A 24,447-nucleotide genomic window follows, 5' to 3' on the forward strand; every position below is an offset into this window, starting at 1 on the left:
ATTGAGAAAGAGATTAATTAGGACTGCCCACCAAAGCAAAAGAAAAAAAAAGACCAAATCTGAACAAATATGATTTGGTCTTTTAATAAGAATTTTACTTATTGATGTTTTTATATTTTATGCACATAGTCACTTATGCTATCTTTAGATTTGCCTCTTGCAACGGCCAGGCCAACTTGCCATCGAGAACATTGAGCGCTTTGTAGTCCTTAGAGCTTAGGTTGCTCTGAAGGTTGTTAAGTCGATTTTTTTGATGTTCCTTTATATCGCATAGATTATTGAATTGACCTTGAGTATAGTTACCTCCAAGGCCGCTGACAGAACCTGCAGTTAACAGCACTATATCAGATGATTGAAATGCATTGTTCCACCTAACCCGGCCATCAGCAGTCACTTTAGTCCAGGAAGATGATATTTTTTTAGATAAATCCATCGGTGATATCGAAGGTGAAGATTCTGAAATTACCTGACTACCCTGGCTAACCGTTGGAGTCGTATCAAGATGAGTATTCTCCACCTTAATTGTTGAAATATCGTTTGTCACTTCTCTTGGGGCTGAACTCTCCCCCTCAGAATTTATCACCACACCAACGTCACCACCACGATGCAAAGCTGCTTTAGGCTGAGGGTTATCCTTTACGCTGGTACGATAGCTGCGCTTCACGTTATCAAATGCCGAAGTTGGTCGCTGAGCATCCGTTGCATCATCCATGCCCTCACTCGTTGGCGCGTTAATTGGGGTTGATTGTGGCGAACCTCCCATTGCTGATGCTGTTTGCGCTTGAACTGGGTTATTCGGCTGTAATACCCAACTTCCTTGCTCTGCTTGCTGCCAACGGTGAGTCCCCGTGGCCCCAATAACCGGCTTTTCTTGCAACTCATCCGCCACCAAACGAGCAGAAGCCTGAGAATGAGCGATTTGTGCACCAATCAACGTATCAAAGTCGCCGCCACGATGATGTTGGGGCGCGTTAGATTGGAGAGGCCCATTCTTTGTAACGCCAGTATCTTCAACACCTTGCACATTTCCCAATGCCGAAGTTGGTCGCTGAGCATCCGTTGCATCATCCGTGCCCTCACTCGCTGGCGCGTTAATTGGGGTTGATTGTGGCGAACCTCCCATTGCTGATGCTGTTTGCGCTTGAACTGGGTTATTCGGCTGTAATACCCAACTTCCTTGCTCTGCTTGCTGCCAACGGTGAGTCCCCGTGGCCCCAATAACCGGCTTTTCTTGCAACTCATCCGCCACCAAACGAGCAGAAGCCTGAGAATGAGCGATTTGTGCACCAATCAACGTATCAAAGTCGCCGCCACGATGATGTTGGGGCGCGTTAGATTGGAGAGGCCCATTCTTTGTAACGCCAGTATCTTCAACACCTTGCACATTTCCCAATGCCGAAGTTGGTCGCTGAGCATCCGTTGCATCATCCGTGCCCTCACTCGCTGGCGCGTTAATTGGAGTTGATTGTGGCGAACCTCCCATTGCTGATGCTGTTTGCGCTTGAACTGGGTTATTCGGCTGTAATACCCAACTTCCTTGCTCTGCTTGCTGCCAACGGTGAGTCCCCGTGGCCCCAATAACCGGCTTTTCTTGCAACTCATCCGCCACCAAACGAGCAGAAGCCTGAGAATGAGCGATTTGTGCACCAATCAACGTATCTAAGTCGCCGCCACGATGATGTTGGGGCGCATTAGATTGGAGAGGCCCGTTCCTTGTAACGCCAGTATCTTCAACACCTTGCACGTTATACGATGCAGAGATTGGTGTCTGAGCTCCGGTTTCATCTTGGTGTAACAAGATCTGGTGACGGAGCGATTCAGGAGCATCAACAATCGCGTTCATTCCATCATGGAAATCAACGTGTATGAGCTCAGCGCCATGAAACTGGTTAATAATATCATCCACATTTTCAACAGTTGCATTAAGCACTGATGGATGAGAAATTAGTTGCCGAGCTTCTTGTCGATTGATCAGTCTTGCGCCTCTCATCGCTGGAGTTGTATTCGTCTCCTTCTCAGTTTGAGAAAAGTTCGATGAACTTTTTGGCTCTGCTGACGAATCATTTTTTTGATCATTTTGATTAAAAAAGTAAACGTTACCATGAGTAGTCGTACTGTTGTCGTTATTAATGACAGGTGCAAAATTAATGACAGGTGCAAAAATAAAGATATTATCTTTACCTTTATTGTCTCGCTCTTTTTCTCGCCCTGCATCTGTCTCATCGGGGATTTTCCCTTCTTCTGAAGAGGGCACGTTAAGATTCCGAGGTGTTTTATGCGGTATATCTTTCAACTGAGGATCTGGTTCTGTCTTTGCTTGACTAGTTTTGTCGCCCGTAAAAAACTCAGAGCCTCCATACATAACCCCACACATCGCATTAATGTAAGCCGCTGCAAAAATTAACCCAAGCGGCCCTGCAAGAATTCCTAAGGTAATGCTACCCACTGCACAAGCGCCTAAATGGATTTTTGCTTTAGATTTGTTATCGTATTTATTCGACTTTGTGTTTACTTTCTTTTTGTTAGATTTTAGTTCAGGTGTTTCAACCGTTTCCGATCTTTCAGATGACAAATCGCTGTCCTGACTGCTCGCTAGTATAGAATCAGTAGGCGATGCACTATTAGGAGAAATGGGAGACGGATTCGTCATTAAATTAGCGGATTGATTTATAAGTAATGACGAACTTGGACTTACTTTTGTTATTTGAGCGTCGACTGCAGGCTGTGAAGAACCGGCCGGGAATATAGGGGAACTGACAGGTGTGAATGACGTCATATTAAAACCTCATTGTCTCTAGTAATTGAATAGTGATGCGGCGAAAATCATCATCTCTTATGCTGCGCTCTTCACAAGCTAAGGTCAGATAACCATCCACACGAATCAAAAAGCCATTTGATGCGGGTTCAAAACAATACAATCTATCAATAACCTGCAATGTATTCTGAACATGAATCAATTGAAAAAAAGGTATTACAGGAAGGAGTACATAATTTGGATACTGATCAAACACGATTCCTTCATTCTGTTCTATGTGCAGTAAGAACTGCTCTACATCATTAAGTTTCACTGGTATCTATTTCGGAAAAACAACAACGATATCGTCATCAGATAAGCCAATTATCTCGTTGGTATCGAGATAAGTTTCAAAAGGAGTGAAACTGACAGCCAAGCGAAGATTCCCATCAAGTTGGCAGGGCTGTATCTCAAGGTAGTCATCGTCAATATCTAACGATTCGATAGCTACATAAAGAGTAACCTGCCAATCATCACAGGTCAGAACACTCTCAAGCAATATAGTGCTGACCGCTTTATCAGGATGATAATGATATCCTTGGTAATGAATACCTTTTGTTGCAGCCGTTTGTGTCATTAGGTAGGCGAGATAATCGCCTTCTAAGTGTTTTACTGGAACGCCAATCAAGCGTTCCACCTCAGAAGCACGGACATAACCGATTGCTTCAATACCGATGTGCACAACACGTATTTCAAGCAGATCTTCTTCAAAATCAGGTTCCCAGCGTGGTGCAATAAAATCAAGCATTATCGATTGATTGTCAAACCGACAGCCTACTATGCTATTGATTTTTTTGCATAAATCAGATGTTAATTGATAGCGGGCCTCGATCATTACTTTTGTCTGTTGTTTCATACTCGTCACCGATTGCGTGAAAGGAGCGCAAGTACATCGCGACTCATTAGATAATCTTTTTCATCAATCCAATCTCGGATCCCTTGCGGTGTCTCACACACCATGTCATACAACAGTTGATAACTCTCTTTTGAGGTCATTGTTGTAAAGTCTGGGCTCTGAACCAGACGCAAAATAAAGGTAATGTTGTGGAACTGGTTTTCCAGAACTCCTTCAACAATGATGGCTTTAACCATTTCCTCTGAGTAATTTCTTAATCGTTCAAACCAAGAAATTACCGCTCTTTTATCGAGATATATCTCAGCGTCAGATAGCCGATTCCAGCTCAAACGTTGAGACTTACTTTTCAAAATCTCATAAGGGTCTAGTGGCTTATTTCCTAACTGACAATGAGTGATACGAGTCTTGTTATTTTTCATCATCTTGCCCATTTTTACGCATTACTTTCGGACCGCTACGTTCTCGTGCATCGTATTTCCGGCACAATGCTAACAACGAAAGCAGGCCTTCGAGATAATGTTCATAAGCAATTAATTGTTGTAACTTATCACTATCCGCTTCCAACCCTTCTTCTAAAACACCCAAAGAATCAATATACTGCTTAAGCTTCTTACGAAGATACTCGGGATATAAATGTTCAGAGTATAAGGCCGCTTGTAGAATAAATAGTTGCGCATCATTGAGTGATTTAAGGTCCACAATAGTGTCAGTAAAACCCTGCCAATCTTTCAAAGCTTTTAACTGATACCCCTGCAATAACCTAGCGAATTGACGCTGATTTTGCGGCGTCATCAACTTGCGACGAATACGAAATAGACGTGGATGCTTTTTTGTTCTTTTCGCTACTTGCTTAACATCTCTTACACGTTTGGGCTGACTTTCCTCTCGTGTCTGCTTAGTAGAAGAAACCTCTGAAACTCTCTCTGCTTTAGAGAAAATAGAAAATGATACACTACGCATAGGTTAAATGAAGCGAGCCGAAGCCCGCTCCTACTCCGTTATCGGTTAGTCGCCAAACTGGCTTTCGCGACTGCATCCAAGATTTCATTCAGCTTCACAGCTTCTTGAGTTAAATCTTGAATATATTGGTCAAGCTGGGCATCAAATTTTTCTTTAAGCTCTTTACTCGCTTGAGATTCTTCTTGTTGGCGAACTTGATCGGCATGCTGAATTTCATTGACATTACCGGTCATGTTGCTGCCCATTTCGCTCATTTGTGCAACTGAGCGATATTTAGCAGTACGAGCTTCTTGTAAGTTGGCCGTAAACTGATTAACCGACTGTGCATCTAGTGAACTCACTGAAGTGTTTTTGCCTTTAGTCAAATCAGTCACATGCTTATCAGTTAAAGTCTTACTCTGCCCCATACGCACTGTTGCAGCGGTAGACATTGCCATTGTTGCAACTCCAGCAGCAAGCGTAATAGCAAATTTACGCTGGGCATCGCCACATTTATCACCAGACATTTTTACCGCTAAGTCATTTGTTGCTACGGCTTCCGTGATACGGTTTTGCATCATTTGAGCACGCAAACGCTGGGATGACTCAATAATTTGCGCAAGTAAAGCCAATAACTCGCTCATTGAAACAGAGCCTTTCTCGACTTTATCGAGTGTGTCTCCATAGTTATTCCACTGTTTTTCGTTAAACGTCAGGCTGTTTTGAGCTTGAGATTTTTCTGAAAGCGTAATGTCTGAAGGCTGGGTATTGAATACAATTGAAGTCATTATTTATCTCCGGATCACATGTTGATCGAAATCATCTTGTCATTGAATTGACGGAAATCACTTTTGGTTTTAAATAGTGATTCAAAGGCATGAGTCACCGCTCGCATCGCTTGCGAAAGCAACATTAAAATCTGTTGTATCTGTGTCTCCAAAGCTTCCTGTTTAGCTTGAGAAATATCCATATCCTTCCTGATATCGGCTGATTTGATACTGTATCCCATGCTGACAACAGAGGTGGCATTAGAACTCACTTCAATCGCCTGATTCACACGAGTAGCACGTAACGCGGCTTTATCACTATTAGTCATCCAATTTTTGAGTGATTCAACCACATCGTCCAGCATTTGCTTGGCTTTAGTCAGCAGTTGGCTTGGTCGCATTGCTTTCATTGAACTCAGCAAGTCAGACATTTTTTCAACCATTTGTGACACTTTGTTCATCAGGTTTGCAGGACTCAAGCTTTTTAAGCTCGCTAACAAGTCATCCATCGAGGACGATACCTTGCCAATGGCTTGACTCAAGCTCGTCAGCTGTTCTTTAATTGCCGAACCGGCCGATTTAATCGCATCAGCCGTACTATCCAATACTTTCAGCAGTTGTGCTTTTAACTGCTTAATGGCATTCAATGCTTGCTCAATCACTTTAGATACCGCATCGGCTGCTTTTGATAAGGCCTCTTTAGTCGCATTCACAACCGTCGTTTTAAAGGCTTTAAGAGCATCGAGCGCCGTATCGAGTAACTTAGTCACTTTAGATGCACTATTTGCAGCTGATTTACCCAACATTCCAGCCAATTTTGCAGGATTCAAATTCACTAACACACTGCGTAACGCGATAATTGCTCGTTCAGCCATCGCTGCAGCTTTAATTGCAGTATCTGCAGCCATTTTTGCGACGTTTCTAACCAGTTGTGCCGGGTTAAAACTGAGCAACATACCAATAATGCCAATGCCAATTTCAAGCCCCATCTTAACTTTATCGCGGGTATCCTGAGGAACACCTTGCGCCTCCATAATTTTGTCCGCAATCTTGGGGATCACAATCGCAGCGACCATGGTAACGATCATAATAGCCGCCATCACTGGATTAAAGGGAGCAATAACAATGGCAGCAATAAAACCCAGTGCCATGGTAAACTTGCTCCAGAAATCTTGCTTCGCCTGGGCTTTTTTCTGGTCTTCAAGCTGCTTTTCACGATCTTTCAACTGATTGATTTGCGATTCTTTTTGTAAATCAATGAGCGATTTTTTCGCTGCAGAGTTTTCCTTCCCTGTCCCTGAAATAGCATTAGCCACCTCTTTCATCTGCTCTTCAACCAAACGCCATAACGCATTCAGAGAGATAGCGCTACCTGGTAGAGGTTGAGTTGGCTTAATTTCATCAGCCACTGAGGACGAGGCTGATTTAGCTTGGGCTTTTTCGTTATCCTCTTCTACCGCATTAACATAAACTTGCGGTGAGATATTATTCATGAATGTACTCATGCATTGTCCCTTCATATGATTGGCTGGGATTATGTGTTGAATATTATTACTACACATTTCTCTTTCTACGAGCGGTATATCCCCCAGCAATGGTATACCCTTTCATTTCATTGTTTACTCTTCGATAAATTAAATATTACGTGCAATTGAAAGTCGTTCATCACGCATGATTGATAACCAATACTTTAAAGTTTCTTGCAACATTTTGACTTGGTCACCAATTCGGTTAACTTCTTTCAGCTCATCTTCGGTTAATATTCGCTGTGGAAAATGATTATAAATACCTTCGAAGTACTTTATCGATAATCCAGCACCTACCCAGTCGATAACTTTTCTTCTATCTTGTTCCACAATTCGCCAGCCTTCACCAGGTGTGTTTTTTTCAAGAAACTCCATTGCCGATGAATATTCAGTATTACTCTTAATATATGCATTTAAATCAGCCATCGAGCCTGTTAGTAATAAATCAACATCCTTTAATTCAAGTGGATTATCTTTCAAATACGCTGCCGTAATGGCAATACGCAGCATAGGCGATAACCCATGTGATGGCTTTTCATCATATTTATCACTGCCAACAAAACCGCCCTCGTTATCAAAGTTGTTCTTTAATTGTGACTTTAAACTATCTTTATTTATAGTGTTCAGAGCCTTACGACAAAGGCTATCTTCCGGCGCATGTGTCAACATGAAATCAAATAATTTGTCAACGTTGTTGGCAAAGTGAGGACCATTCCATCCTTCATGTACACCATGAGACCCCGAACCTGTACTTTCAAGAAAATGACTCATAGTCGTTTTTAGATCTGATGATAAATCTTTATAATATCCATTGGACATAAAATCCATGATAGCCAGCTGAAATATATTTTCTAAATCATGTCCGCTAGGTATCCCCTTCTTTATCAGGCTATCAAACATGATTTGCAATGCGCTGCTAAACGCAGCCTTCCCACCGGTTGAGTCTTGAATTTCTTGCAGCCGCTTTGCATAGGTTTCTATACTTTTCGCAAGAAGCAGCGCAATCGCTTCTTCAGGATTTCCCTCTAGCATTGACTTCACAACTTGACTTTGATGTGCAGCAATCATCCCCATGAATTCAGGATTACTTGGCTGTTTATCCATGGAAGCAACGTGCTTGTCTATTTTTGTTAATGCATCTTGGGCTTGGTTAATTTTCTCTAGATCTTTATCTAAAGATCCATTCTCATCTTGAGCTGCGATATTTTGATAATCAAAATAATATGATGAATCTTCAAATGTATTCGTTTTCATAACACTTCCTACTGTTTATTTATGATTTAAGAACACTCATAACAAAACAGTATGTTAGAGTGACAATAACTCCAATGGTTTGGAATAAGAATCAAAGATATGGCCGCAGTTGCTTATGTAGATAAGTATACCTTTTTGAGTTAAACTCATTCAGATTCTCAGATTTAACGATAAGTAACATCGCCGCTGATTGTAAATGTTCCTTTAATTTATAATGGCATAACGCGATATTTAAAATTGTTTCATCCAAATCATTTGTTGGGTAGGTTTTTAAAATATTAAGTACATCTAGCGCTTTAGTAAACTGACCTTTTTCTAAGTAAATCGCAGCCAAAGAGCCAGGTCCTCGATGGTCATAGGGGTTCAATGATGTATAAGAAGAAAATACAATTTCAGCTTCTTTAAACTGTAATTCATTATAAAACCTTACACCTAAGTCAAAAATTTTCTTAAGTTCATCTATCGTCACTTTTTTAGACTGACGTAATTTAGATAGCTTATGTTCTATGCTTTTACTATCAAGAAGAGCTAAGCTTTCCTCATCTGAGGTATTGAAATCAATCTTTACTTCTTTCATATATATTACCCTGAATTATAATACCTAGTTTAAATTGACTAAATTGATGAGGAATTCATGACTCTTTGGATAAAATTACTCAAACGATAGGGATATTGAACACCAATTGATACCTCTGGTACGTCGATACCTAATCTCATCGCTAATATCAATGCATGTCTTTTGTTATGCTCTCTTAATAATAAAAGTCCAGACAAGATAGTAGATGATGCCGTCGGTATGTGATTTAAACCAAGTACATCTGACCAAAGGTATAGCTTTTGTTCTAACCTTGTTCGTAATAATACAAATTCTTTCTTTTTCGGATGCAAACGAAGTGCTTGGTACTCGACTACTAGCCCCAAAAGCAAGAGTTTCTCTCTAAGTTCATACCTAGACACAGAGAACCAGGCTTCGATTTCATCTTCAGTTAAAGAAGTTAAAACAAAAAACTCATGTGACAACAATCGTTTTTTACTTAGATAGTAATGAAGTATCTTTTGATAACGTTTTTTATATATTTTCATTTGAAAAATTCTGAACAAAATAACTGATTGTTAACTTGTCTTTTTCCGAAATCAATCCTTTTAGAAAATGCTCTATATTATTCTTATTTTCTTGTTCCAATTCTTGAAAACTCATGATGAGGACTGATATTTGTTTATTGACATCACCACTAACAACGACACTTGCTCGCATCACATTTGGAATAACACTTAATTTATTAAAAATCTCTCTACTTTGTAGTAGATTACTTTTAACAGTTTCTAATTTGCTTAAGCTGGCAAACTTAGATTCTAGAAGATCATTGAGATCTTCACGTTGGAAATAAAAATTAAACTTTGTCAATAAACCTCTCGCTTTTCCCTCTTGAGATTGATCGACAAATACTAAAAAATTTTCCTTTTGAGTAGATAACGTTGCTTGAACTTGATAATGAGAGAGCATAACAACAACCTTATTTGCAACATCAGCAGACTCAAAACTGGCAATTTGAGTTGAACCTTGATCACCACAGCCAAATAAAAAAAGCAGCAATAATGGGTAAAAAATTTTCATTACTGAGCCTTAGCTACTTCATTAATGGCGTTAGCCGATTTGGATGCAATTTTAGTTACTGTTTCTTGGAACATCGTATAATGAAAAACCGACTGCTGCAGTGCTAGCGTATCCTGGACGGTTAACGTCTGCCCATTTGCATTCGCTTTATCTAATGCATCGAGAATCTCTTGGAAACCTTGCCCAATATTGTTAAATGTATCTTCAAGCACTGATGGCTTTATTGCTTGGATATCTAACTCTGTCATTGTCTTACATAAACTCCGCTCGGTTGAGAAAAAAGAAGGTGACTATATGTGGTAGCTAGTAACAGTAACCCTATTTTTTCTAAAAAACTGCACACACTGATGAATAAATCCAACATGCCAGCTTTTACCTGCTTTCTCCAATGGAGAAAATGGAATTTTTCTGAAAAATCCAGACTAATCCGTCATTGATGTCATCAAATGAAGATACCGCAGTGTAAGAAGAAATGTATGTTATTAAAATGAGCAGATAACACTTAAATGATCTCATCATTTATAAATAATGAATAAGTGTCCTGAAAAATAGAGACTTATCTGTGTATATAAAGATAATAATGATGTACAGCGGCACTTAACATATCCTATAACTCCTCTCCCAAAATTAACGATATGTATGGCTAAGTCGCTTAGAGCATTTTACTGTACTCACTGGCGACTATCCTATCAGGATAGCCGAGTCGTATAAATGGCGACAATACGCTCTCACCATCTCATCTGAAGAATTAAGTTTCACGACATGAAAGATTACTCTAGATATTTCACAAATAATATCGTGAATTTAACTATTGCAAAGGGGATATTATCTTCTGTGTATAACAACTAGGATAAAAACCATGAATCCAACCATTGTTCAACCCCATATTAACAAAATGAAACCACTTGATATAAAGGAAAGCGATGGCGTTTTTCCTGTTAACAAAGTAACAACTGCGTGCTCAGAAAAAGTAATGAGCCTCATAAGTACCATTACTAACCTACACAAAGATACCGATAGTAACCATAAAACTATTCATAAGCTCACTTGTGATCTAGATAGGCTACTTAATCAACAGGAGGTCGATAGTAAGAAATCCAAACCGTCAAACACACTCCCACAAGCTACTCTTCCTACTCAAACGTTAGCACAGATCCGACAGTTTGGTGGAACTCAGGGGTTGACGACGTTCGTCAAATCTCAAGAAAATGATAATCGGGATCAAGTTACACCACCGCCACCACCACCAATGCCAATGCCAAGCCTCGGAAAATCACCGACTAAAGCTTCAGCCTCAAGCACAGGTAATAACAAACTGTTAGCAGAAATCCGACAGTTTGGTGGAACTCAGGGGTTGAAGACGTTCGTCAAATCTCAAGAAAATGATAATCGGGGTCAAGTTACACCACCGCCACCGCCACCAATGCCAAGCCTCGGAAAATCACCGACTAAAGTTTCAGCCTCAGGCACAGGTAATAACAAACTGTTAGCAGAAATCCGACAGTTTGGTGGGACTCTGGGGTTAAAGAAGTCAATCCAGTCAGAAAAAACCACACAACCAAATTCAAGCGAAAGTGAATTATCACCGGGTAAAAAACTTATATTAGAACAACCAGATAAAGTGTTAAGTCAATATTCATCCTTATCTGACAGCGACAAAGATATGGTAACTGGATTCATTAGTGATGCGATTATCCAGTCTGTAGAACTAGATATTTTAGCTAAAGTTAATGAACATATTGGCTCTTTACCAGCAAATAAAGTGACTCAGGCCCATATCGACAACATGCCAGATTACTGTCGTTCCTATTTCAATGTTATCAAGCCTTATACTCAAGATACAGAAACTGCACCATTATTTAGTCACTCAATATTTAAGAAATCAGATATCATCGCCAATAGCCATCAACCAATAAACATAAACAAGGAAATGAAACTTAATAATAAAACAAATGATATTGACTCCCCTGCATCATGGTTAACGGTAAATGAGGGGCTGAACAAAATGCAAAAGCAGCTATCACTCACATCAAGAAAAAGATATGACGATGGTTCTGTTGCTTCCACTACAGAAAAAACCAGCGAGATATTTGCCAAGGCTCAACAGGCTAGTATTGCATTAGTCAATGATTCAACTCGTGCTGAGCTACTAAGCAATGATTATCAGCGCCAAGTTACCTCGTCATTCAGAAACATTGATATATTTAATGGTTTTTTCTCTAATCTCGATAAAACCGCTGCTAGAAAATTGGAGCATGAGTTCAGTAAAGCAATTCAAAATCCAGAAAAACTGCAAGAAAGCGTTAAAGGCTTCCTTAAACAAAGGCTGCCAACAGGCTTCAGTGAGTTCACTTACAAATCTATATCTGCAGAGAATGAGCGTTTAAAAGCTGAGCTTGCACAACTAAAACTGGCTCATAAAAAATAGCATATGCTAAGCCAAATATATTTTTTGGTTTTTAATCATAGAAATCCATTGTATAAATAACTAACGTCGCTTAGTTATCTATAAAATCAGAATGGTTAAGCCTAGTTGAATTAAACTACAATCCCCAAAAGACCCCATAATATCGGGGTCTTTTTTAAAAGTATCTGAATATAAATTTGATTTACATTATTAAATCGGGCGATAAATATGATAGCGACCAGATTTCCTTTCCACCATTAATATCACACTGGTTAAAGTCGTACTTAATGGTTTTATCGCGCGACGACTACGACTAACAAGCACACTTTCCTCTATCCTTTTTAGAAAATTATTAGACACTTTCGCTGCAGAAAGTAAGGATTGATAATCTTTGTTAAATGACTCTGGATTATCTTTTGCTTTACTCAAAAAAGAGATATATTGAGCAATTGAGTCTGCATTTGTCAAACCTTTAGAACCTGAAACATTGATATTATCAATAGATCTTAGGTCTGCCCCTGCGTAAACACTTTGTGGCATATGACCTCGCTGATTTCGATAGAGGTTATTATTACCGAGGTTTATCAACTCAAAAACATCGACATCACCAGCTTTAACTTGTCGTTTAGTACCAATATAGACGAAGTCGAGAGTATTTGGTGCTCCATGAGATAATTCATGAATCAATAAATCAGCGACTGCTGATTTACTTTTTCCCATTCTCTGATAATAAGTATAAAAACCATCACGCCCTACATTGATAATCTTGCTCCCAGGCTTTTTATCTAACAATCTATACTGCTCTTTTGATAATTCAGCTACAGTGGTATGTCCGCCAGTATGATGCATAAAGTTGAAATTTTTCTTGCTGATACGCCCTAAGTCATAGTCCATTTTAAACAACGTATGATGTAACTTCGTTAAACTTTGAGAGTTTTCTGAAAAACCCCGCCCAAAGTATGCGGCTTGTGCTAGTCTGACATGTTCTTTAAATTGAGGATTATCCATAATTTCTAAGGTGTTTTTAATCTTTGTTTTCGCAATAGGTAGAGACTTATTAATCAACTGTTTTGCTATACGAGTTTTCCATGGTCCATTAATTAAAGGTACATCCGCTAAGTTAAATGCTTTTTTATCTGGTGGTGTTATTTCTGATAATCCTATATTGACTTCATGGTTGTTCATTGTACGCAAATAGATCGGAAGATTTTTTCGATGACCTAACTGCAGTTGCTTTCCCTGCTGAGTGACCAGATAATAATTTTCATCAATCTTTATCACAGATTTTCCACTCCGAGAAAACTGGATTCCAATATGATTTGGGCTAGATAGCTCATCTGAATTTATTATTAATGGTTCAATTTCATAATGATTAATTGAAGATTTTAATGCAGATGAGACATTAAGAGTATGCTTTGATTTAAGATGCCATTCACCAGACCTATACTCCACTTCATGCACAGAGGTTGGATCCATAAAATCATAAATAACTTCCTGGCCCGTGGTGAACTCACGTCTATATGGGACCAACCTCCCATATAGCTCTATAGCATTCAAGTATAAAGGCTTTGTAGAAAACGGATTTTTAACAGCATACACATGCCATTCTTCATTAATCTTCCTGTGATACTGAGTAGAATGGATAGACAACTCATGTGCTAAGCGTTGCTCTTGTTTACTAAAGCGATTAAGTTTACCGTTACCGGATATTTCCCATTCCTGATCTAAATAGTTGTAATAAACTTCACGATGATCATTAATACCATCTTCCACTTTTGGAAAAACCGCTAGTAACTTACCATTATTGACTTTTATTTGTGCTAAACTATATTTACCATTTATCTTTATCTGTATATGATTACTACCATTATTAATCTTAAACTTAGGAAGAGCTACTGACACAGGGCGAGACTCATCCAATGGACTCGTCTGTAGGTGTTGTTGTTCAATATGGCTAATAGAGCTAATAGAAACTTTTGCTTGTTGAATAATTTGTTCAATTAGATTTACTTCCTCAGCAGATGACGTTGGCTTACCTTCAAGATCATTTGCTGCGTGTATTAAAAGTGGACCAACAATATACTGAGCAATAGCCAAAGCATTACTACCCGGCAGCAAAGTTAAAACTTGGGATATGATTGAATCAATTTCTTCGGTAATACGAGTAATTTCCTGTATCTTTTGTTGCTGAGGGCAACCAAAGCCTTTATTCCAACTAATAATATTCTGACTTTCTATAGTCATAGTCGTTATCGGTTGTTGTAATGTTCTCCCAATTTGGCGTATTATCTTTGAGAAATTTAAATCTTCTCCATTATTTAAACAAGAGAAATCAAATAGTTTAACCATCTTTACATCATCTTTCGCCATTGGCTGAGCTGTAGTTCTCGATGTTAATATTGCATGGCGGGGAAAGCGATGGTTAACCTCTGAATTATGTACTCGATACTGGTTATTATCTATATCTGAGCTTCCATCACTAGCCTTATATGAAAGTGTTGTAGGCAGAGAACTCTGGATGAACAACCCTCCTAAGAGTAACTTTTTAAAGCTAAAAGGACTATCAGGATTAATAATCCTTGATAGTGGTGGTAAGTCTTTCTGTGCTTGTCCTGTTCTTATTTTTTTTATTTGTATAAATAAATTATTTACTTCAGAACGTTCGTCTTCTCTGGTTACATTTATTAGTTCATTCTCTAACGAATGGCGATGGTAATATGGATCTAAAGTCCGTGAAATCATATATCCACTCTAAATCATAGAAATTTAAGACAGATATGTACATTACCACATCACACATATATAAAAATTTAAAATGCCAATCATTCATAACATTTCAATTCGCTATCATAGCCACAAAATATTTATAAAAAATGTTATAGATGAAGATATAACTGATACCAATAAAATAGAATACAACATACTTTTTTGTAAGAAAATATCACTTGTCGCTTCTGTTGAATTTTGGTGAAACGTGACCTCTTCACTTGAATAATCTTCTTGAATAACATCAGTCGCTAAGTAAGCAGGCATTTTCATAGCGGAAAGATTATCTGATATTAGAGTATAACCTTCTTTTGGAATTGTTTTTATCTCACAAGCCAATGTGCTGATCGTACTAAGTAATTTCCTTAGGTTAGAGATAGCCTTAGTTAGTGAAGTGCCACTGACATAGATACTTCCCCACACTTTGATGTGAATGTCTTCCTTAGTGATAATTTTGTTTGGATTGTCACAAAGAAGTTTCAGTATTTCGGATTCTCTTCCCCCTAAACGCAACCGATCGTTATCTATCACTATTTCTCTTTTTAACGAATCAAATATTATCCCTTCGCCTAGAAAATAGAATCTTTCACTCATATTACAACCTATAGAATTCAAAAAGTTATTTACACTGTTTATAATATTTAACTGAAGCGGTATTCCATGCGTTACTAACTCACCGTTCTGTAATGTTCGATAAGCACGGAGACGCATAAAATCAATGGCACTAATGCCAAGTTAGACACTACAACACACTTAACTATTGACTGAAATGTTATTACTTATTGTGAACAATTGGTACTAGGCAGTAAGTAATTAGGAAAATTCCTACACAGCGGCTAGCAATAAGATAAGTACAGCATATAAGAGGCGTTGATCCAGGATCTGGACCCACACAGAGTTAGTTCTAATTGACTGCATGTTAAGCAATCGCTTTTCTTTCAGACATACTGAGTCTTATGACTTTGTTTATCGCTTTGATAGTGGCTAAGGCTTTCACTAACTTGACCATCCGTTGTAACTACGGAGTATCAACGCACCATTGGTTGACCCTTTGTGTTTCGATATGGCAGTTTTTGAGAGTGATCTGAAATGATACCTAGAGTCATTTTCCATTAAGCTAGATTATCCGTTTTCACTGTCTAAGCACATCGTTTCTTGGATGTTCATCTTCCTCTTCAGCTTGCTTTCAGTGGTGTTATTGCTAATAGTAGTAGTAAAATAAAAATCTATAGCATATATTTATATGTGTATACATATTGAATAATTGAGACTGCCATGATTGGAAAAATAAAATTGATATCCTTTTTTATTATTATATCATTCAATATAAATGCTAAGAATTTAACTTACGAATTGTATCCTAGTGAAATAATAACAAGGAATACAGTTTGTAAAGAAAGCAGTGTTCCAATAAATATTGGACTTTTACATCACCTAGATGAGCCATTTGGAATTAAATTCGGAAATTATATTTCCGGAATGGAACCTGATCACATCAATCTACTCATCCCATGTTCTGAAGGAAAAATAAAATATGTGTTCTATGAGTCAATTGATGAAATAGAAAAAGATCTTAAGGATGGGTCGCTCCAATTTATTGTATCAAATGATGATCCTATACTGAATGGTATGACATATGAGAAATTGAAATTTCGTTCAGATCAATATGTTGCATTAACGACTAAAGAACTAACGAAATTAAATGATGAAATTGTAGTTGGTTATGTGAAGGATTGTTTTATTGATGAGCTTAAAAATGCTGGATACAACAATATAAAGTGTCTTAAATTTACACATAACCGAGATGCTTACATATCTATGATAAATCATGACGTTGATATCACTATAATTGAAAAGACATCAGCAACTTATATTAAAAACAGAATAAAAAGTAAAAATCTAAAATTTTTACTTTATTTTGATAGAACATTTAATCGATATTTAATATACAAAAATTCGGACCAAGAAAAGACATTAGACTTAAAAAAATTAAAATATAAATATCAGCTAGTAAAATCAATATGGTCTATTGACACGAGTAATGATCAATTAACCACATTAACAGAAGATGAAAAGAGATGGATCAAAGATGAAGAACCTATTATTAAAGTAGCATTTAACAATTCTTTTCCACCTTATACTTTTTATGACTCAAATGGTGATGAAGCAGGAGTAATACCTGAGCTTCTGACATCGATTGGTATTAAAACCGGGCTTCGATTTCAATGGATTCAAATGAATAACTTGCCTGATATAACAAAAAGCCTAGAAGAGGGTATTATTGATATAGTAGCTCTTGCAAGTTATAATGATAATTTCAAAGAAAGAGCATCATATTCCATTCCATTTTCTTTTACAGATATCTCTTCCGTAAAAAGAATCAAAGATGATAAAGAGTCGATAATTGCAATTTCTAGTAGTTACAGCCTTCAGGATCACATTAGACATAAGTTTCCAGATTCAAAAATAATTATCGCTAAAAATACATTATCGGCAATAGAAATGGTTGCAAAAGGCACAGCCGATGTTGCTTATGGGTATAGTGAGGTTATGAGTTTCCTAGTCAAAGTTTATTTTAAAGATCATTTGACACATCAAATAGTTCAATTATCTTATCCCGGCGACCTCAGATTTGCTATTAGTAGAAAAAATAAAAATGAACGTATATTAAAAATTATATTAGACAAGTCTATAGAAAACTTAGGCTTCTCTTATGTAGATAGGCTAACCGGAAAATGGAATGCTGACATAATTAATGCAAATGAGGTTTGGGTAGAAAAAAATCGAATGATAAGCAATTATTACTATATAATATTAATATTAATATCATCGATATTAATATACATTATTTTTTATTTTATTAATGAAAAGAAAAAACAAAAGATTTTATTAGAATGGGAGTTTAAGGCCTCTATAATAGATGGGATTCCCATTCCAATCATAGTTAGAAATCACGAATCTAGGCTTATACATTTTAATAAAGCATTCTCTGATTTTTCATTATACCCTAATGATATTATTTTGGGTAATAAAACATCAGAATACCATAATTCATATTTAGATAAAGAATTTCTTATACGTGAAGAAGAACGATTTTATGAAATGCTTAAAAATTCAAAATCGGTTCAAAGAAGCTTTACATTAGAACGTAATGGTAAAGAGTTAATATTAGATGAATGGTCAGTTCCGTATTATATAAATGGTAAAATAGCAGGAATGATAACTGGTTGGACAGACATGACCGAGATTAACTTTCTTAATTCTCAATTAATAATATCAAGGGATGAAGCAATAAAAGCAAATAAAGATAAGTCTGATTTTATAGCCATAATGAGTCATGAAATAAGAACACCTTTAAATGCTATTATTGGTTCATTAGAAATCTCATTTATAGATAATGAGAAAAAATATACTAAGCAAGCATATAATGCGTCATTAGATCTCATTGATATTGTAAATAATGTTCTAGATATATCAAAAATAGAAATGGGCGACAATAACTTAAATCTAGAATATGTTGAAATAAAAAAATCACTCACTAATATTTCAAGCCTATTCGTATCACTATGTGACAAGAAGAAATTAGATTTATTTTTTGATCTTAAAATTGATGATACAATCTATGTTTATACAGACATTATTTATCTTAGACAGATATTAAATAACATACTTAGTAATGCAATAAAATTCACTCCATCCGGTTCTATAACCGTCAACGGTTATATAGAAAATGACAATGTTATTGTGAATATTATTGATACGGGTGTCGGTATGAATGAAAAACAAATTAATGATTTAAAAATCCCATTTGTAACTGATTCAGAAAAAGAGGATTGCTATGGCTTTGGTTCGACAATTATATATCGTTTATGTTCGATACTAAATATTAAAGTAAATATAGAAAGTGTTGTTGGGATAGGTACGAAGGTAAGTTTAATCATTCCAAAGATATCAAAACTAGAAAGTGAAATTTTAGATAAAAATAATAACTCAAACTTTCCAGAACATGAAAATAATCATGTTAATTTTTATGGTAAAAACATTATTGTCGTTGATGATTATCATATAAATTGTAGCATAATAAAAAGGCAACTTGAAATTATTAAGATGAATGTCACTACATGCAGCAATGCTCTAGATGCTTGGAATTTAATCAACCAATCAAGTGGAAATTTCGATATTTTGATTACAGATTGTCATATGCCGGAGATAACAGGTTTTGAACTAACGAAGATTATTCGATCTTGGGAAATAAAAGAAAATAAGAAATCAATGCTAATTTTGGGATTCACAGCAAACTCTCAATCAGAAATAATGGATCTGTGCATTAGTGCAGGCATGAATGACTGTCTATTTAAACCGGCAACGCTTCGAGGTTTACAGGAAAAAATTCACTTTCATCTGACGCTAGCAGATAATAATATCGATATAATAAAACTACGTCACGCATCTATGGAGATGGGCCTCTCTTTCGAAGATGTTATTAATCTGCTATACACTGCTCTAGATGATGCTAATAATCAATTTTTTGACAAGGATAGTATAAATGATACTCTATCCACCCTACATAAACTAAAAGGAATAACTAAAATCATCGGTGAAAATGATTTATTAAATTTGATTGATGATTTTGAGAAAAATAACAGTCCAAAAATATTCAAAAAAATATCATCAAGGATAATTAACTTAAAATCATGCATTAAAAAATTAAAAAATTAAATTTATATCTTAGGTGGGTAATTATGGCAAAATTCTTATTAGTAGATGATCATGAAATAATATTGGAATTCTTGAAAGGCATAATCACTTCTATGGGGCATGAAGTGATTTCTGTAGCAAAAACAGGGGTCGAAGCTATAAAAGAAATAAATAGATTAAATCCTCAATTTATCATTTTAGATATTGGAATACCAAACCTCGATGGATTCGAAGTCATCAAACGCTGTCCACCCTCAGAGGACCGCACCTATATTATATTTTCATCTATACAACAGGAGCTGCTTAAAGACATTTTTCATAAGATAAATATGGTTAAATATATTTCTAAACAGGAGGACATCTCGAATATAAAATTAAAACTAGAATCTTATATTTATGGAGATCATAGTAAACTTACAGAACAGCAGGAGACTTCTCATCTAGATGATTTAGTTACAAATCTATCTTCTCGTGAACTGCTGGTTTTGAAGTACTTATCTCAAGGCTATAGAAACAAAGAAATTGCAAAAATGCTAATTATAAGTGAAAAAACCGTCAGTACATATAAAAAAAGGTTAATGGACAAACTAGGCTGCTCTTCTATGTCAAGCCTTATCCTTTTTGTACACAGAAGTAACATTCTATAAATATCAGAAGTAGGCTGATTGTTTTTGTGATATACCCGAGATCATTGCAGATACTTGATTTACAACAAAAATCATCTGTTCTCACTCCGGAATAAAAGCTGCAACTCGAACTGATGCATGATTCCAATCGTGGTGGTCCTGCACATGACCGTATAAAAGCCGTTTTACTGGCTTATAAGGGTTCGAGTTGTCGTCATTGACCAATATCAACTGGATATCACCAAATAAATATCAGCTATGCTGGTCACACAAGATCCGAAACCTACAACCGATCGCGGATTACACCGGTAAAGGACATACTGCTAAGGTATGTCAGCGCCTTGCTCTGCTGAGTAAATTAGTTTTTCGGACTCGACACCATTATTGAACGCTTACTTTGAACCTTTCTATCGAATGATTTGTTCAAGGCGCAGAAGTAACGAATTTACTTACCCAAGGCTTCTTTATAGTGCTGACGACATACCGACACGTATTTATCGTTACCACCAATAGATACTTGATCACCTTCGGCAATCGCCACACCATGCTCATCGGTGCGAATGACCATATTCGCTTTGCGGCCACAATGACAAATTGTTTTCAATTCCACCAGCTTATCGGCCCAAGAAAGTAGGTATTTACTCCCTTCAAATAGCTCACCTAAAAAATCGGTACGCAAGCCATAGCACAGTACCGGAATGCCGATTTTATCGACCACTTCAGTCAATTGATAGACTTGCTCTTTGGTTAAGAATTGGCACTCATCAATCAAAATGCAGTGACGCTTTTGTTGCTCGTGCAGTGCGTTGATCTCATCATACAAATTCGTTTCAGCAGTAAAAAGCTGAGCGTCCGATTCCAATCCTATTCTTGAGCTGACTTTACCAACACCATAGCGGTCGTCGATGGCGGCGGTATAGATCACGGGTGTCATACCACGCTCTTGGTAGTTGAAAGAAGATTGTAAAAGAGTGGTTGATTTACCTGCATTCATCGCAGAGTAATAGAAATACATTTGAGCCAAAAGAGAGATTCCTGTCACTAAGTCAATTGGCGAGAGAACAAGGTTCACTCAAATAAAAAAGGATAACCCTACGCAGGGGCAAAAAAGAGGGTGACTTGCGCCACCCTGTTACCGTTGCGTTTATTGCGCTTTTTCTTTTGCGACCGTCACCGCAATCGCCAACTCTTCGAGCGACGCTGGGTTAGCTAGACTCGGTGCATCCGTTAGCAAACAAGCGGCTGCGGTTGTTTTAGGGAAGGCAATCACATCGCGAATATTTTCCGTACCACACAGCAGCATCACCAAACGGTCAAGACCGAATGCAAGACCTGCGTGTGGTGGCGTACCAAATTTCAGCGCATCCAATAGGAAGCCAAATTTCAGTTGTTGCTCTTGCGCATCGATACCTAAAATATCAAACACCACAGATTGCATTTCAGCATTGTGAATACGCACCGAGCCACCGCCCACTTCATAGCCGTTTAGTACCATGTCGTAAGCATTTGAATTTGCAACCGCTGGGTTGGCTTGCAGCTCTTGCGCGGTTAAGTTAAGTGGCGCGGTAAATGGGTGATGCATAGCATGCAAGTTACCTTGGTCATCTTCCTCAAACATCGGGAAATCAACAACCCATAGTGGAGCCCATGAATTTTCATTGGTGATCGCCAGATCTTTACCCAATTTCAAACGCAACGCACCCAAGGCTTCAGTCACCACTTTTATTTTATCGGCACCAAACAAAATGATGTCGCCAGACTCAGCGTGAGTACGGGCCAAAATGCCTTCCACAATGTCAGCCGAAAGGAATTTCGCGACCGGAGATTGAACGCCCTCTAAGCCAGCAGCGCGGTCATTGACTTTCATCCACGCCAAACCTTTCGCGCCATAAATACCAACAAACTCAGCGTAGCTATCAATTTGCTTACGAGTTAATGCCGCACCACCCGGTACACGAATAACCGCAACGCGTCCTTTAGCATCATTAGCTGGGCCAGAGAAAACATTGAAATCCACATCTTTCACAAGGTCTGCAACATCAACCAATTCCAGTGGGTTACGCAGATCCGGCTTGTCACTACCATAGCGACGCATCGCTTCGCTGTATGGCATCACAGGGAAATCGCCTAGATCAACGTTTAGTAGTTCTAGCCACATGTTGCGAACCATTTTTTCGGTCACTTCACGCACTTGATCGGCCGTCATAAATGACGTTTCAATATCGATTTGAGTAAATTCTGGTTGACGGTCAGCACGTAAATCTTCATCACGGAAACATTTTACGATTTGATAGTAACGGTCAAAACCTGACATCATCAGCAACTGTTTAAACAGTTGTGGCGATTGAGGAAGTGCATAGAAACTGCCTTTGTGCACACGACTTGGTACTAAGTAATCACGCGCCCCTTCCGGCGTTGCTTTCGTCAAGACTGGCGTTTCAATATCGAGGAAACCGTGTTCGTCAAGGAAGCGGCGCACAAAGCTAGACGCTTTAGCGCGCAGTTTAATGCGATCACTCATTTCTGGACGACGTAGATCTAAGTAACGATATTTTAGACGTTGCTCTTCTGAGTTCTTTTGGTTGAAATCCAGTGGTAAAACATCACTGCGGTTGATAATCGAAATACCACTCGCGAGAATTTCCACTTCGCCGGTCGCCATCTCTTTATTGATTTGACTTTCTGGACGCGCGCGTACTTCACCAGTGAGCTTAATGCAGAATTCATTACGCAGTTGGTTAGCTACTGCAAATACATCCACCATATCTGGGTCAACCACCACCTGAACGATGCCTTCACGATCTCGCATATCAATAAAGATAAGACCGCCTAAATCACGACGGCGATTAACCCAGCCGCACAACTCCACAGTTTGTCCTGCGAGGGACTTGTTCAGGTGACCACAATAATGGCTACGCATAATGAATTTCCCAATCTCTAATTAGTTATCAATTCTAAGCTACTCAGCGTCATTATCTGAGCAGCGCAAAGTTCCATTTATACGCTGAAAGATGTGCAAAATCGACCTTCCAGAATACAATTTGTTATGTTTTATCAAGAGTTGCTGCTTTTTAAATCAATAATCAACCAAAATAACAACACCGCTGAAAAATTGGGGCTGATTATAGCGTTAAAATATCAAAATCATCAAAACTCTCGTAGAGTATTTATTTTTAGTAATGGGTGATACCAACAACAGCAACAACGCATAACATTGCCTAAACTCACCAAGTTTCCAGCCCAGGATGACCAGCGCCAAATCACCCTATTTTGATGATCACGTGCGAGGTTAATGACACGCGCACGCTTTTCTCTTAGAATGTGCGCCTTTTTTAAGGTAGCGCCACGGTCAGCCTTGCTTTTTACGCATCGCCATGAGGTACATTATGAGCCATCATAAAGACATCATCTTTTCTGCCCCAATCGATAAGATTGGTGATTTCACCTTTGATGAACGAGTTGCTGAAGTCTTCCCTGATATGATTCAGCGCTCTGTGCCGGGGTACAGCAATATTATCTCTGCAATCGGCATGTTAGCTGAGCGCTTTGTTAAGCCACACTCTACCATTTACGATTTGGGTTGCTCTTTAGGCGCGGCTACGCTTTCGATGCGTCGTCATATTCGCCAAGAAGGTTGTAAAATTGTAGCGGTTGATAATTCGCCTGCTATGGTTGAGCGTTGTAAACTGCACATTAACGCCTATCGTTCGGATACGCCTGTCGAGGTGATTGAGGCCGACATTCGTGAGATTGAAATTCGTGATGCCTCAGTGGTGGTGCTCAATTTTACGCTGCAATTTCTATCGCCAGAAGATAGGCTCGCACTACTTGAAAAAATCTACGCGGGCCTTCGCCCCGGTGGCATACTGATTTTATCTGAAAAGTACATTTTTGAAGATGAAACAGCGCATGATTTGCTAATTGACCTTCACCATGACTTCAAGCGAGCCAATGGTTACAGCGAATTAGAAATCAGTCAAAAACGCAGTGCGATTGAAAATGTGATGCGCCCAGACTCCATCACAACACATAAAGCTCGCTTTAAACACATTGGCTTTTCAAGTTATGAAGTGTGGTTCCAGTGTTTCAACTTTGGCTCGATGTTCGCTATTAAATAATAGTTCGCTATCAAATAATAGAATGGCATTTTAGCTCTTTTCCCTAGAAGGGCCAAAACCTGACCAGCCATTTATCTAGGG

At 38.1% G+C, this 24,447-nt stretch carries 20 protein-coding genes and 1 pseudogene; 5 read left to right on the forward strand and 16 right to left on the reverse strand.

Translation table 11 applies throughout. From position 1 onward, the window contains the following. Window positions 1-133: 133 nt before the first annotated feature. The 12 genes from CCZ37_RS07390 to CCZ37_RS07445 form a co-directional block, all read right to left on the reverse strand. Window positions 134-2,572, reverse strand: a complete 2,439-nt coding sequence (locus CCZ37_RS07390) for a hypothetical protein (protein WP_094500182.1) — start codon at window positions 2,570-2,572, stop codon at window positions 134-136. 205 nt (window positions 2,573-2,777) lie between these two features. Then, window positions 2,778-3,068, reverse strand: coding sequence for a hypothetical protein (locus CCZ37_RS07395; RefSeq protein ID WP_244187258.1), 291 nt, complete (start codon window positions 3,066-3,068; stop codon window positions 2,778-2,780). Window positions 3,069-3,074: 6 nt separating this feature from the next. Beyond that, window positions 3,075-3,650 (reverse strand): hypothetical protein, encoded by a 576-nt coding sequence (locus CCZ37_RS07400; RefSeq protein WP_094500184.1) that lies wholly within the window; start codon window positions 3,648-3,650, stop codon window positions 3,075-3,077. 5 nt (window positions 3,651-3,655) lie between these two features. Further along, on the reverse strand, window positions 3,656-4,069 hold the full coding sequence (locus CCZ37_RS07405) for a hypothetical protein (RefSeq protein ID WP_094500806.1): 414 nt from the start codon (window positions 4,067-4,069) through the stop codon (window positions 3,656-3,658). Further along, window positions 4,059-4,610 carry a hypothetical protein gene (locus tag CCZ37_RS07410; protein WP_094500185.1) on the reverse strand — a complete coding sequence of 184 codons (552 nt, stop codon included), beginning with the start codon at window positions 4,608-4,610 and terminating at the stop codon, window positions 4,059-4,061. Before CCZ37_RS07410 ends, CCZ37_RS07405 begins: the two co-directional genes overlap by 11 nt. 38 nt (window positions 4,611-4,648) lie before the next feature. Further along, the gene (locus CCZ37_RS07415) at window positions 4,649-5,377 is read right to left on the reverse strand and encodes a type III secretion system protein (RefSeq protein WP_094500186.1); all 729 of its coding nucleotides are present in this window, start codon (window positions 5,375-5,377) and stop codon (window positions 4,649-4,651) included. Between the two features lie 14 nt (window positions 5,378-5,391). Continuing rightward, window positions 5,392-6,861 carry a hypothetical protein gene (locus CCZ37_RS07420; protein WP_244187259.1) on the reverse strand — a complete coding sequence of 490 codons (1,470 nt, stop codon included), beginning with the start codon at window positions 6,859-6,861 and terminating at the stop codon, window positions 5,392-5,394. A 129-nt stretch (window positions 6,862-6,990) separates the two neighbouring features. Further along, on the reverse strand, window positions 6,991-8,136 hold the full coding sequence (locus tag CCZ37_RS07425) for a hypothetical protein (protein WP_208613907.1): 1,146 nt from the start codon (window positions 8,134-8,136) through the stop codon (window positions 6,991-6,993). A gap of 91 nt (window positions 8,137-8,227) precedes the next feature. Next, window positions 8,228-8,713 carry a regulator gene (locus CCZ37_RS07430; RefSeq protein ID WP_094500188.1) on the reverse strand — a complete coding sequence of 162 codons (486 nt, stop codon included), beginning with the start codon at window positions 8,711-8,713 and terminating at the stop codon, window positions 8,228-8,230. A 38-nt stretch (window positions 8,714-8,751) separates the two neighbouring features. Then, complete coding sequence (locus tag CCZ37_RS07435) at window positions 8,752-9,219, reverse strand: hypothetical protein (protein WP_094500189.1); 468 nt, start codon at window positions 9,217-9,219, stop codon at window positions 8,752-8,754. Further along, complete coding sequence (locus CCZ37_RS07440; RefSeq protein ID WP_094500190.1) at window positions 9,206-9,751, reverse strand: type III secretion protein; 546 nt, start codon at window positions 9,749-9,751, stop codon at window positions 9,206-9,208. The genes CCZ37_RS07435 and CCZ37_RS07440 overlap by 14 nt, the downstream gene beginning before the upstream one ends. Continuing rightward, window positions 9,751-9,999: an EscI/YscI/HrpB family type III secretion system inner rod protein gene (locus CCZ37_RS07445; RefSeq protein ID WP_094500191.1), complete on the reverse strand. Its 249-nt coding sequence runs from the start codon at window positions 9,997-9,999 to the stop codon at window positions 9,751-9,753. Before CCZ37_RS07445 ends, CCZ37_RS07440 begins: the two co-directional genes overlap by 1 nt. A 611-nt stretch (window positions 10,000-10,610) precedes the next feature. On the opposite strand from CCZ37_RS07445, the gene CCZ37_RS07450 reads away from it, so the two are divergent. Continuing rightward, window positions 10,611-12,179: a hypothetical protein gene (locus CCZ37_RS07450; protein WP_094500192.1), complete on the forward strand. Its 1,569-nt coding sequence runs from the start codon at window positions 10,611-10,613 to the stop codon at window positions 12,177-12,179. 189 nt (window positions 12,180-12,368) lie between these two features. On the opposite strand, the gene CCZ37_RS07455 is transcribed toward CCZ37_RS07450, so the two are convergent. Together CCZ37_RS07455 and CCZ37_RS07460 are read right to left on the reverse strand one after the other, a co-directional pair. Continuing rightward, entirely contained in the window at window positions 12,369-14,900 is a 2,532-nt protein-coding gene (locus tag CCZ37_RS07455) for a hypothetical protein (RefSeq protein WP_094500193.1), read from the reverse strand. A gap of 105 nt (window positions 14,901-15,005) precedes the next feature. Beyond that, the gene (locus CCZ37_RS07460; RefSeq protein WP_094500194.1) at window positions 15,006-15,518 is read right to left on the reverse strand and encodes a winged helix-turn-helix domain-containing protein; all 513 of its coding nucleotides are present in this window, start codon (window positions 15,516-15,518) and stop codon (window positions 15,006-15,008) included. 681 nt (window positions 15,519-16,199) lie between these two features. Here CCZ37_RS07460 and CCZ37_RS07465 point away from each other — a divergent pair. The 3 genes and pseudogenes from CCZ37_RS07465 to CCZ37_RS07475 all read left to right on the forward strand — a co-directional run. After that, window positions 16,200-19,643, forward strand: coding sequence for a response regulator (locus CCZ37_RS07465; protein WP_094500195.1), 3,444 nt, complete (start codon window positions 16,200-16,202; stop codon window positions 19,641-19,643). Window positions 19,644-19,666: 23 nt separating this feature from the next. Beyond that, on the forward strand, window positions 19,667-20,269 hold the full coding sequence (locus CCZ37_RS07470) for a response regulator transcription factor (RefSeq protein ID WP_094500196.1): 603 nt from the start codon (window positions 19,667-19,669) through the stop codon (window positions 20,267-20,269). Window positions 20,270-20,477: 208 nt separating this feature from the next. Further along, window positions 20,478-20,633: pseudogene (locus CCZ37_RS07475) on the forward strand (IS66 family transposase); the annotation flags it as partial. A 60-nt stretch (window positions 20,634-20,693) separates the two neighbouring features. Here CCZ37_RS07475 and CCZ37_RS07480 read toward each other — a convergent pair. Together CCZ37_RS07480 and aspS are read right to left on the reverse strand one after the other, a co-directional pair. Continuing rightward, window positions 20,694-21,272, reverse strand: a complete 579-nt coding sequence (locus tag CCZ37_RS07480; RefSeq protein WP_094500197.1) for a thymidine kinase — start codon at window positions 21,270-21,272, stop codon at window positions 20,694-20,696. 120 nt (window positions 21,273-21,392) lie between these two features. Continuing rightward, window positions 21,393-23,168, reverse strand: coding sequence for an aspartate--tRNA ligase (gene aspS, locus CCZ37_RS07485; RefSeq protein WP_094500198.1), 1,776 nt, complete (start codon window positions 23,166-23,168; stop codon window positions 21,393-21,395). 454 nt (window positions 23,169-23,622) lie between these two features. On the opposite strand from aspS, the gene cmoA reads away from it, so the two are divergent. After that, window positions 23,623-24,366 carry a carboxy-S-adenosyl-L-methionine synthase CmoA gene (gene cmoA / locus CCZ37_RS07490; protein ID WP_094500199.1) on the forward strand — a complete coding sequence of 248 codons (744 nt, stop codon included), beginning with the start codon at window positions 23,623-23,625 and terminating at the stop codon, window positions 24,364-24,366. The last annotated feature ends 81 nt before the right edge of the window (window positions 24,367-24,447 follow it).

It is taken from the genome of Vibrio qinghaiensis, assembly GCF_002257545.1.
Classification (GTDB): domain Bacteria; phylum Pseudomonadota; class Gammaproteobacteria; order Enterobacterales; family Vibrionaceae; genus Vibrio; species Vibrio ordalii.

What these genes read in the sequence shown, in the direction of transcription:
- cmoA (WP_094500199.1), top strand. Translation starts at nt 23,623, where the DNA reads ATGAGGTACATTATGAGCCATCATAAAGACATCATCTTTTCTGCCCCA.
- CCZ37_RS07465 (WP_094500195.1), top strand. Translation starts at nt 16,200, where the DNA reads ATGATTGGAAAAATAAAATTGATATCCTTTTTTATTATTATATCATTC.
- CCZ37_RS07450 (WP_094500192.1), top strand. Translation starts at nt 10,611, where the DNA reads ATGAATCCAACCATTGTTCAACCCCATATTAACAAAATGAAACCACTT.
- CCZ37_RS07470 (WP_094500196.1), top strand. Translation starts at nt 19,667, where the DNA reads ATGGCAAAATTCTTATTAGTAGATGATCATGAAATAATATTGGAATTC.
- CCZ37_RS07445 (WP_094500191.1), bottom strand. Translation starts at nt 9,999, where the DNA reads ATGACAGAGTTAGATATCCAAGCAATAAAGCCATCAGTGCTTGAAGAT.
- CCZ37_RS07410 (WP_094500185.1), bottom strand. Translation starts at nt 4,610, where the DNA reads ATGCGTAGTGTATCATTTTCTATTTTCTCTAAAGCAGAGAGAGTTTCA.
- CCZ37_RS07455 (WP_094500193.1), bottom strand. Translation starts at nt 14,900, where the DNA reads ATGATTTCACGGACTTTAGATCCATATTACCATCGCCATTCGTTAGAG.
- CCZ37_RS07420 (WP_244187259.1), bottom strand. Translation starts at nt 6,861, where the DNA reads ATGAGTACATTCATGAATAATATCTCACCGCAAGTTTATGTTAATGCG.
- CCZ37_RS07415 (WP_094500186.1), bottom strand. Translation starts at nt 5,377, where the DNA reads ATGACTTCAATTGTATTCAATACCCAGCCTTCAGACATTACGCTTTCA.
- CCZ37_RS07430 (WP_094500188.1), bottom strand. Translation starts at nt 8,713, where the DNA reads ATGAAAGAAGTAAAGATTGATTTCAATACCTCAGATGAGGAAAGCTTA.
- CCZ37_RS07405 (WP_094500806.1), bottom strand. Translation starts at nt 4,069, where the DNA reads ATGAAAAATAACAAGACTCGTATCACTCATTGTCAGTTAGGAAATAAG.
- CCZ37_RS07435 (WP_094500189.1), bottom strand. Translation starts at nt 9,219, where the DNA reads ATGAAAATATATAAAAAACGTTATCAAAAGATACTTCATTACTATCTA.
- aspS (WP_094500198.1), bottom strand. Translation starts at nt 23,168, where the DNA reads ATGCGTAGCCATTATTGTGGTCACCTGAACAAGTCCCTCGCAGGACAA.
- CCZ37_RS07400 (WP_094500184.1), bottom strand. Translation starts at nt 3,650, where the DNA reads ATGAAACAACAGACAAAAGTAATGATCGAGGCCCGCTATCAATTAACA.
- CCZ37_RS07425 (WP_208613907.1), bottom strand. Translation starts at nt 8,136, where the DNA reads ATGAAAACGAATACATTTGAAGATTCATCATATTATTTTGATTATCAA.
- CCZ37_RS07460 (WP_094500194.1), bottom strand. Translation starts at nt 15,518, where the DNA reads ATGAGTGAAAGATTCTATTTTCTAGGCGAAGGGATAATATTTGATTCG.
- CCZ37_RS07440 (WP_094500190.1), bottom strand. Translation starts at nt 9,751, where the DNA reads ATGAAAATTTTTTACCCATTATTGCTGCTTTTTTTATTTGGCTGTGGT.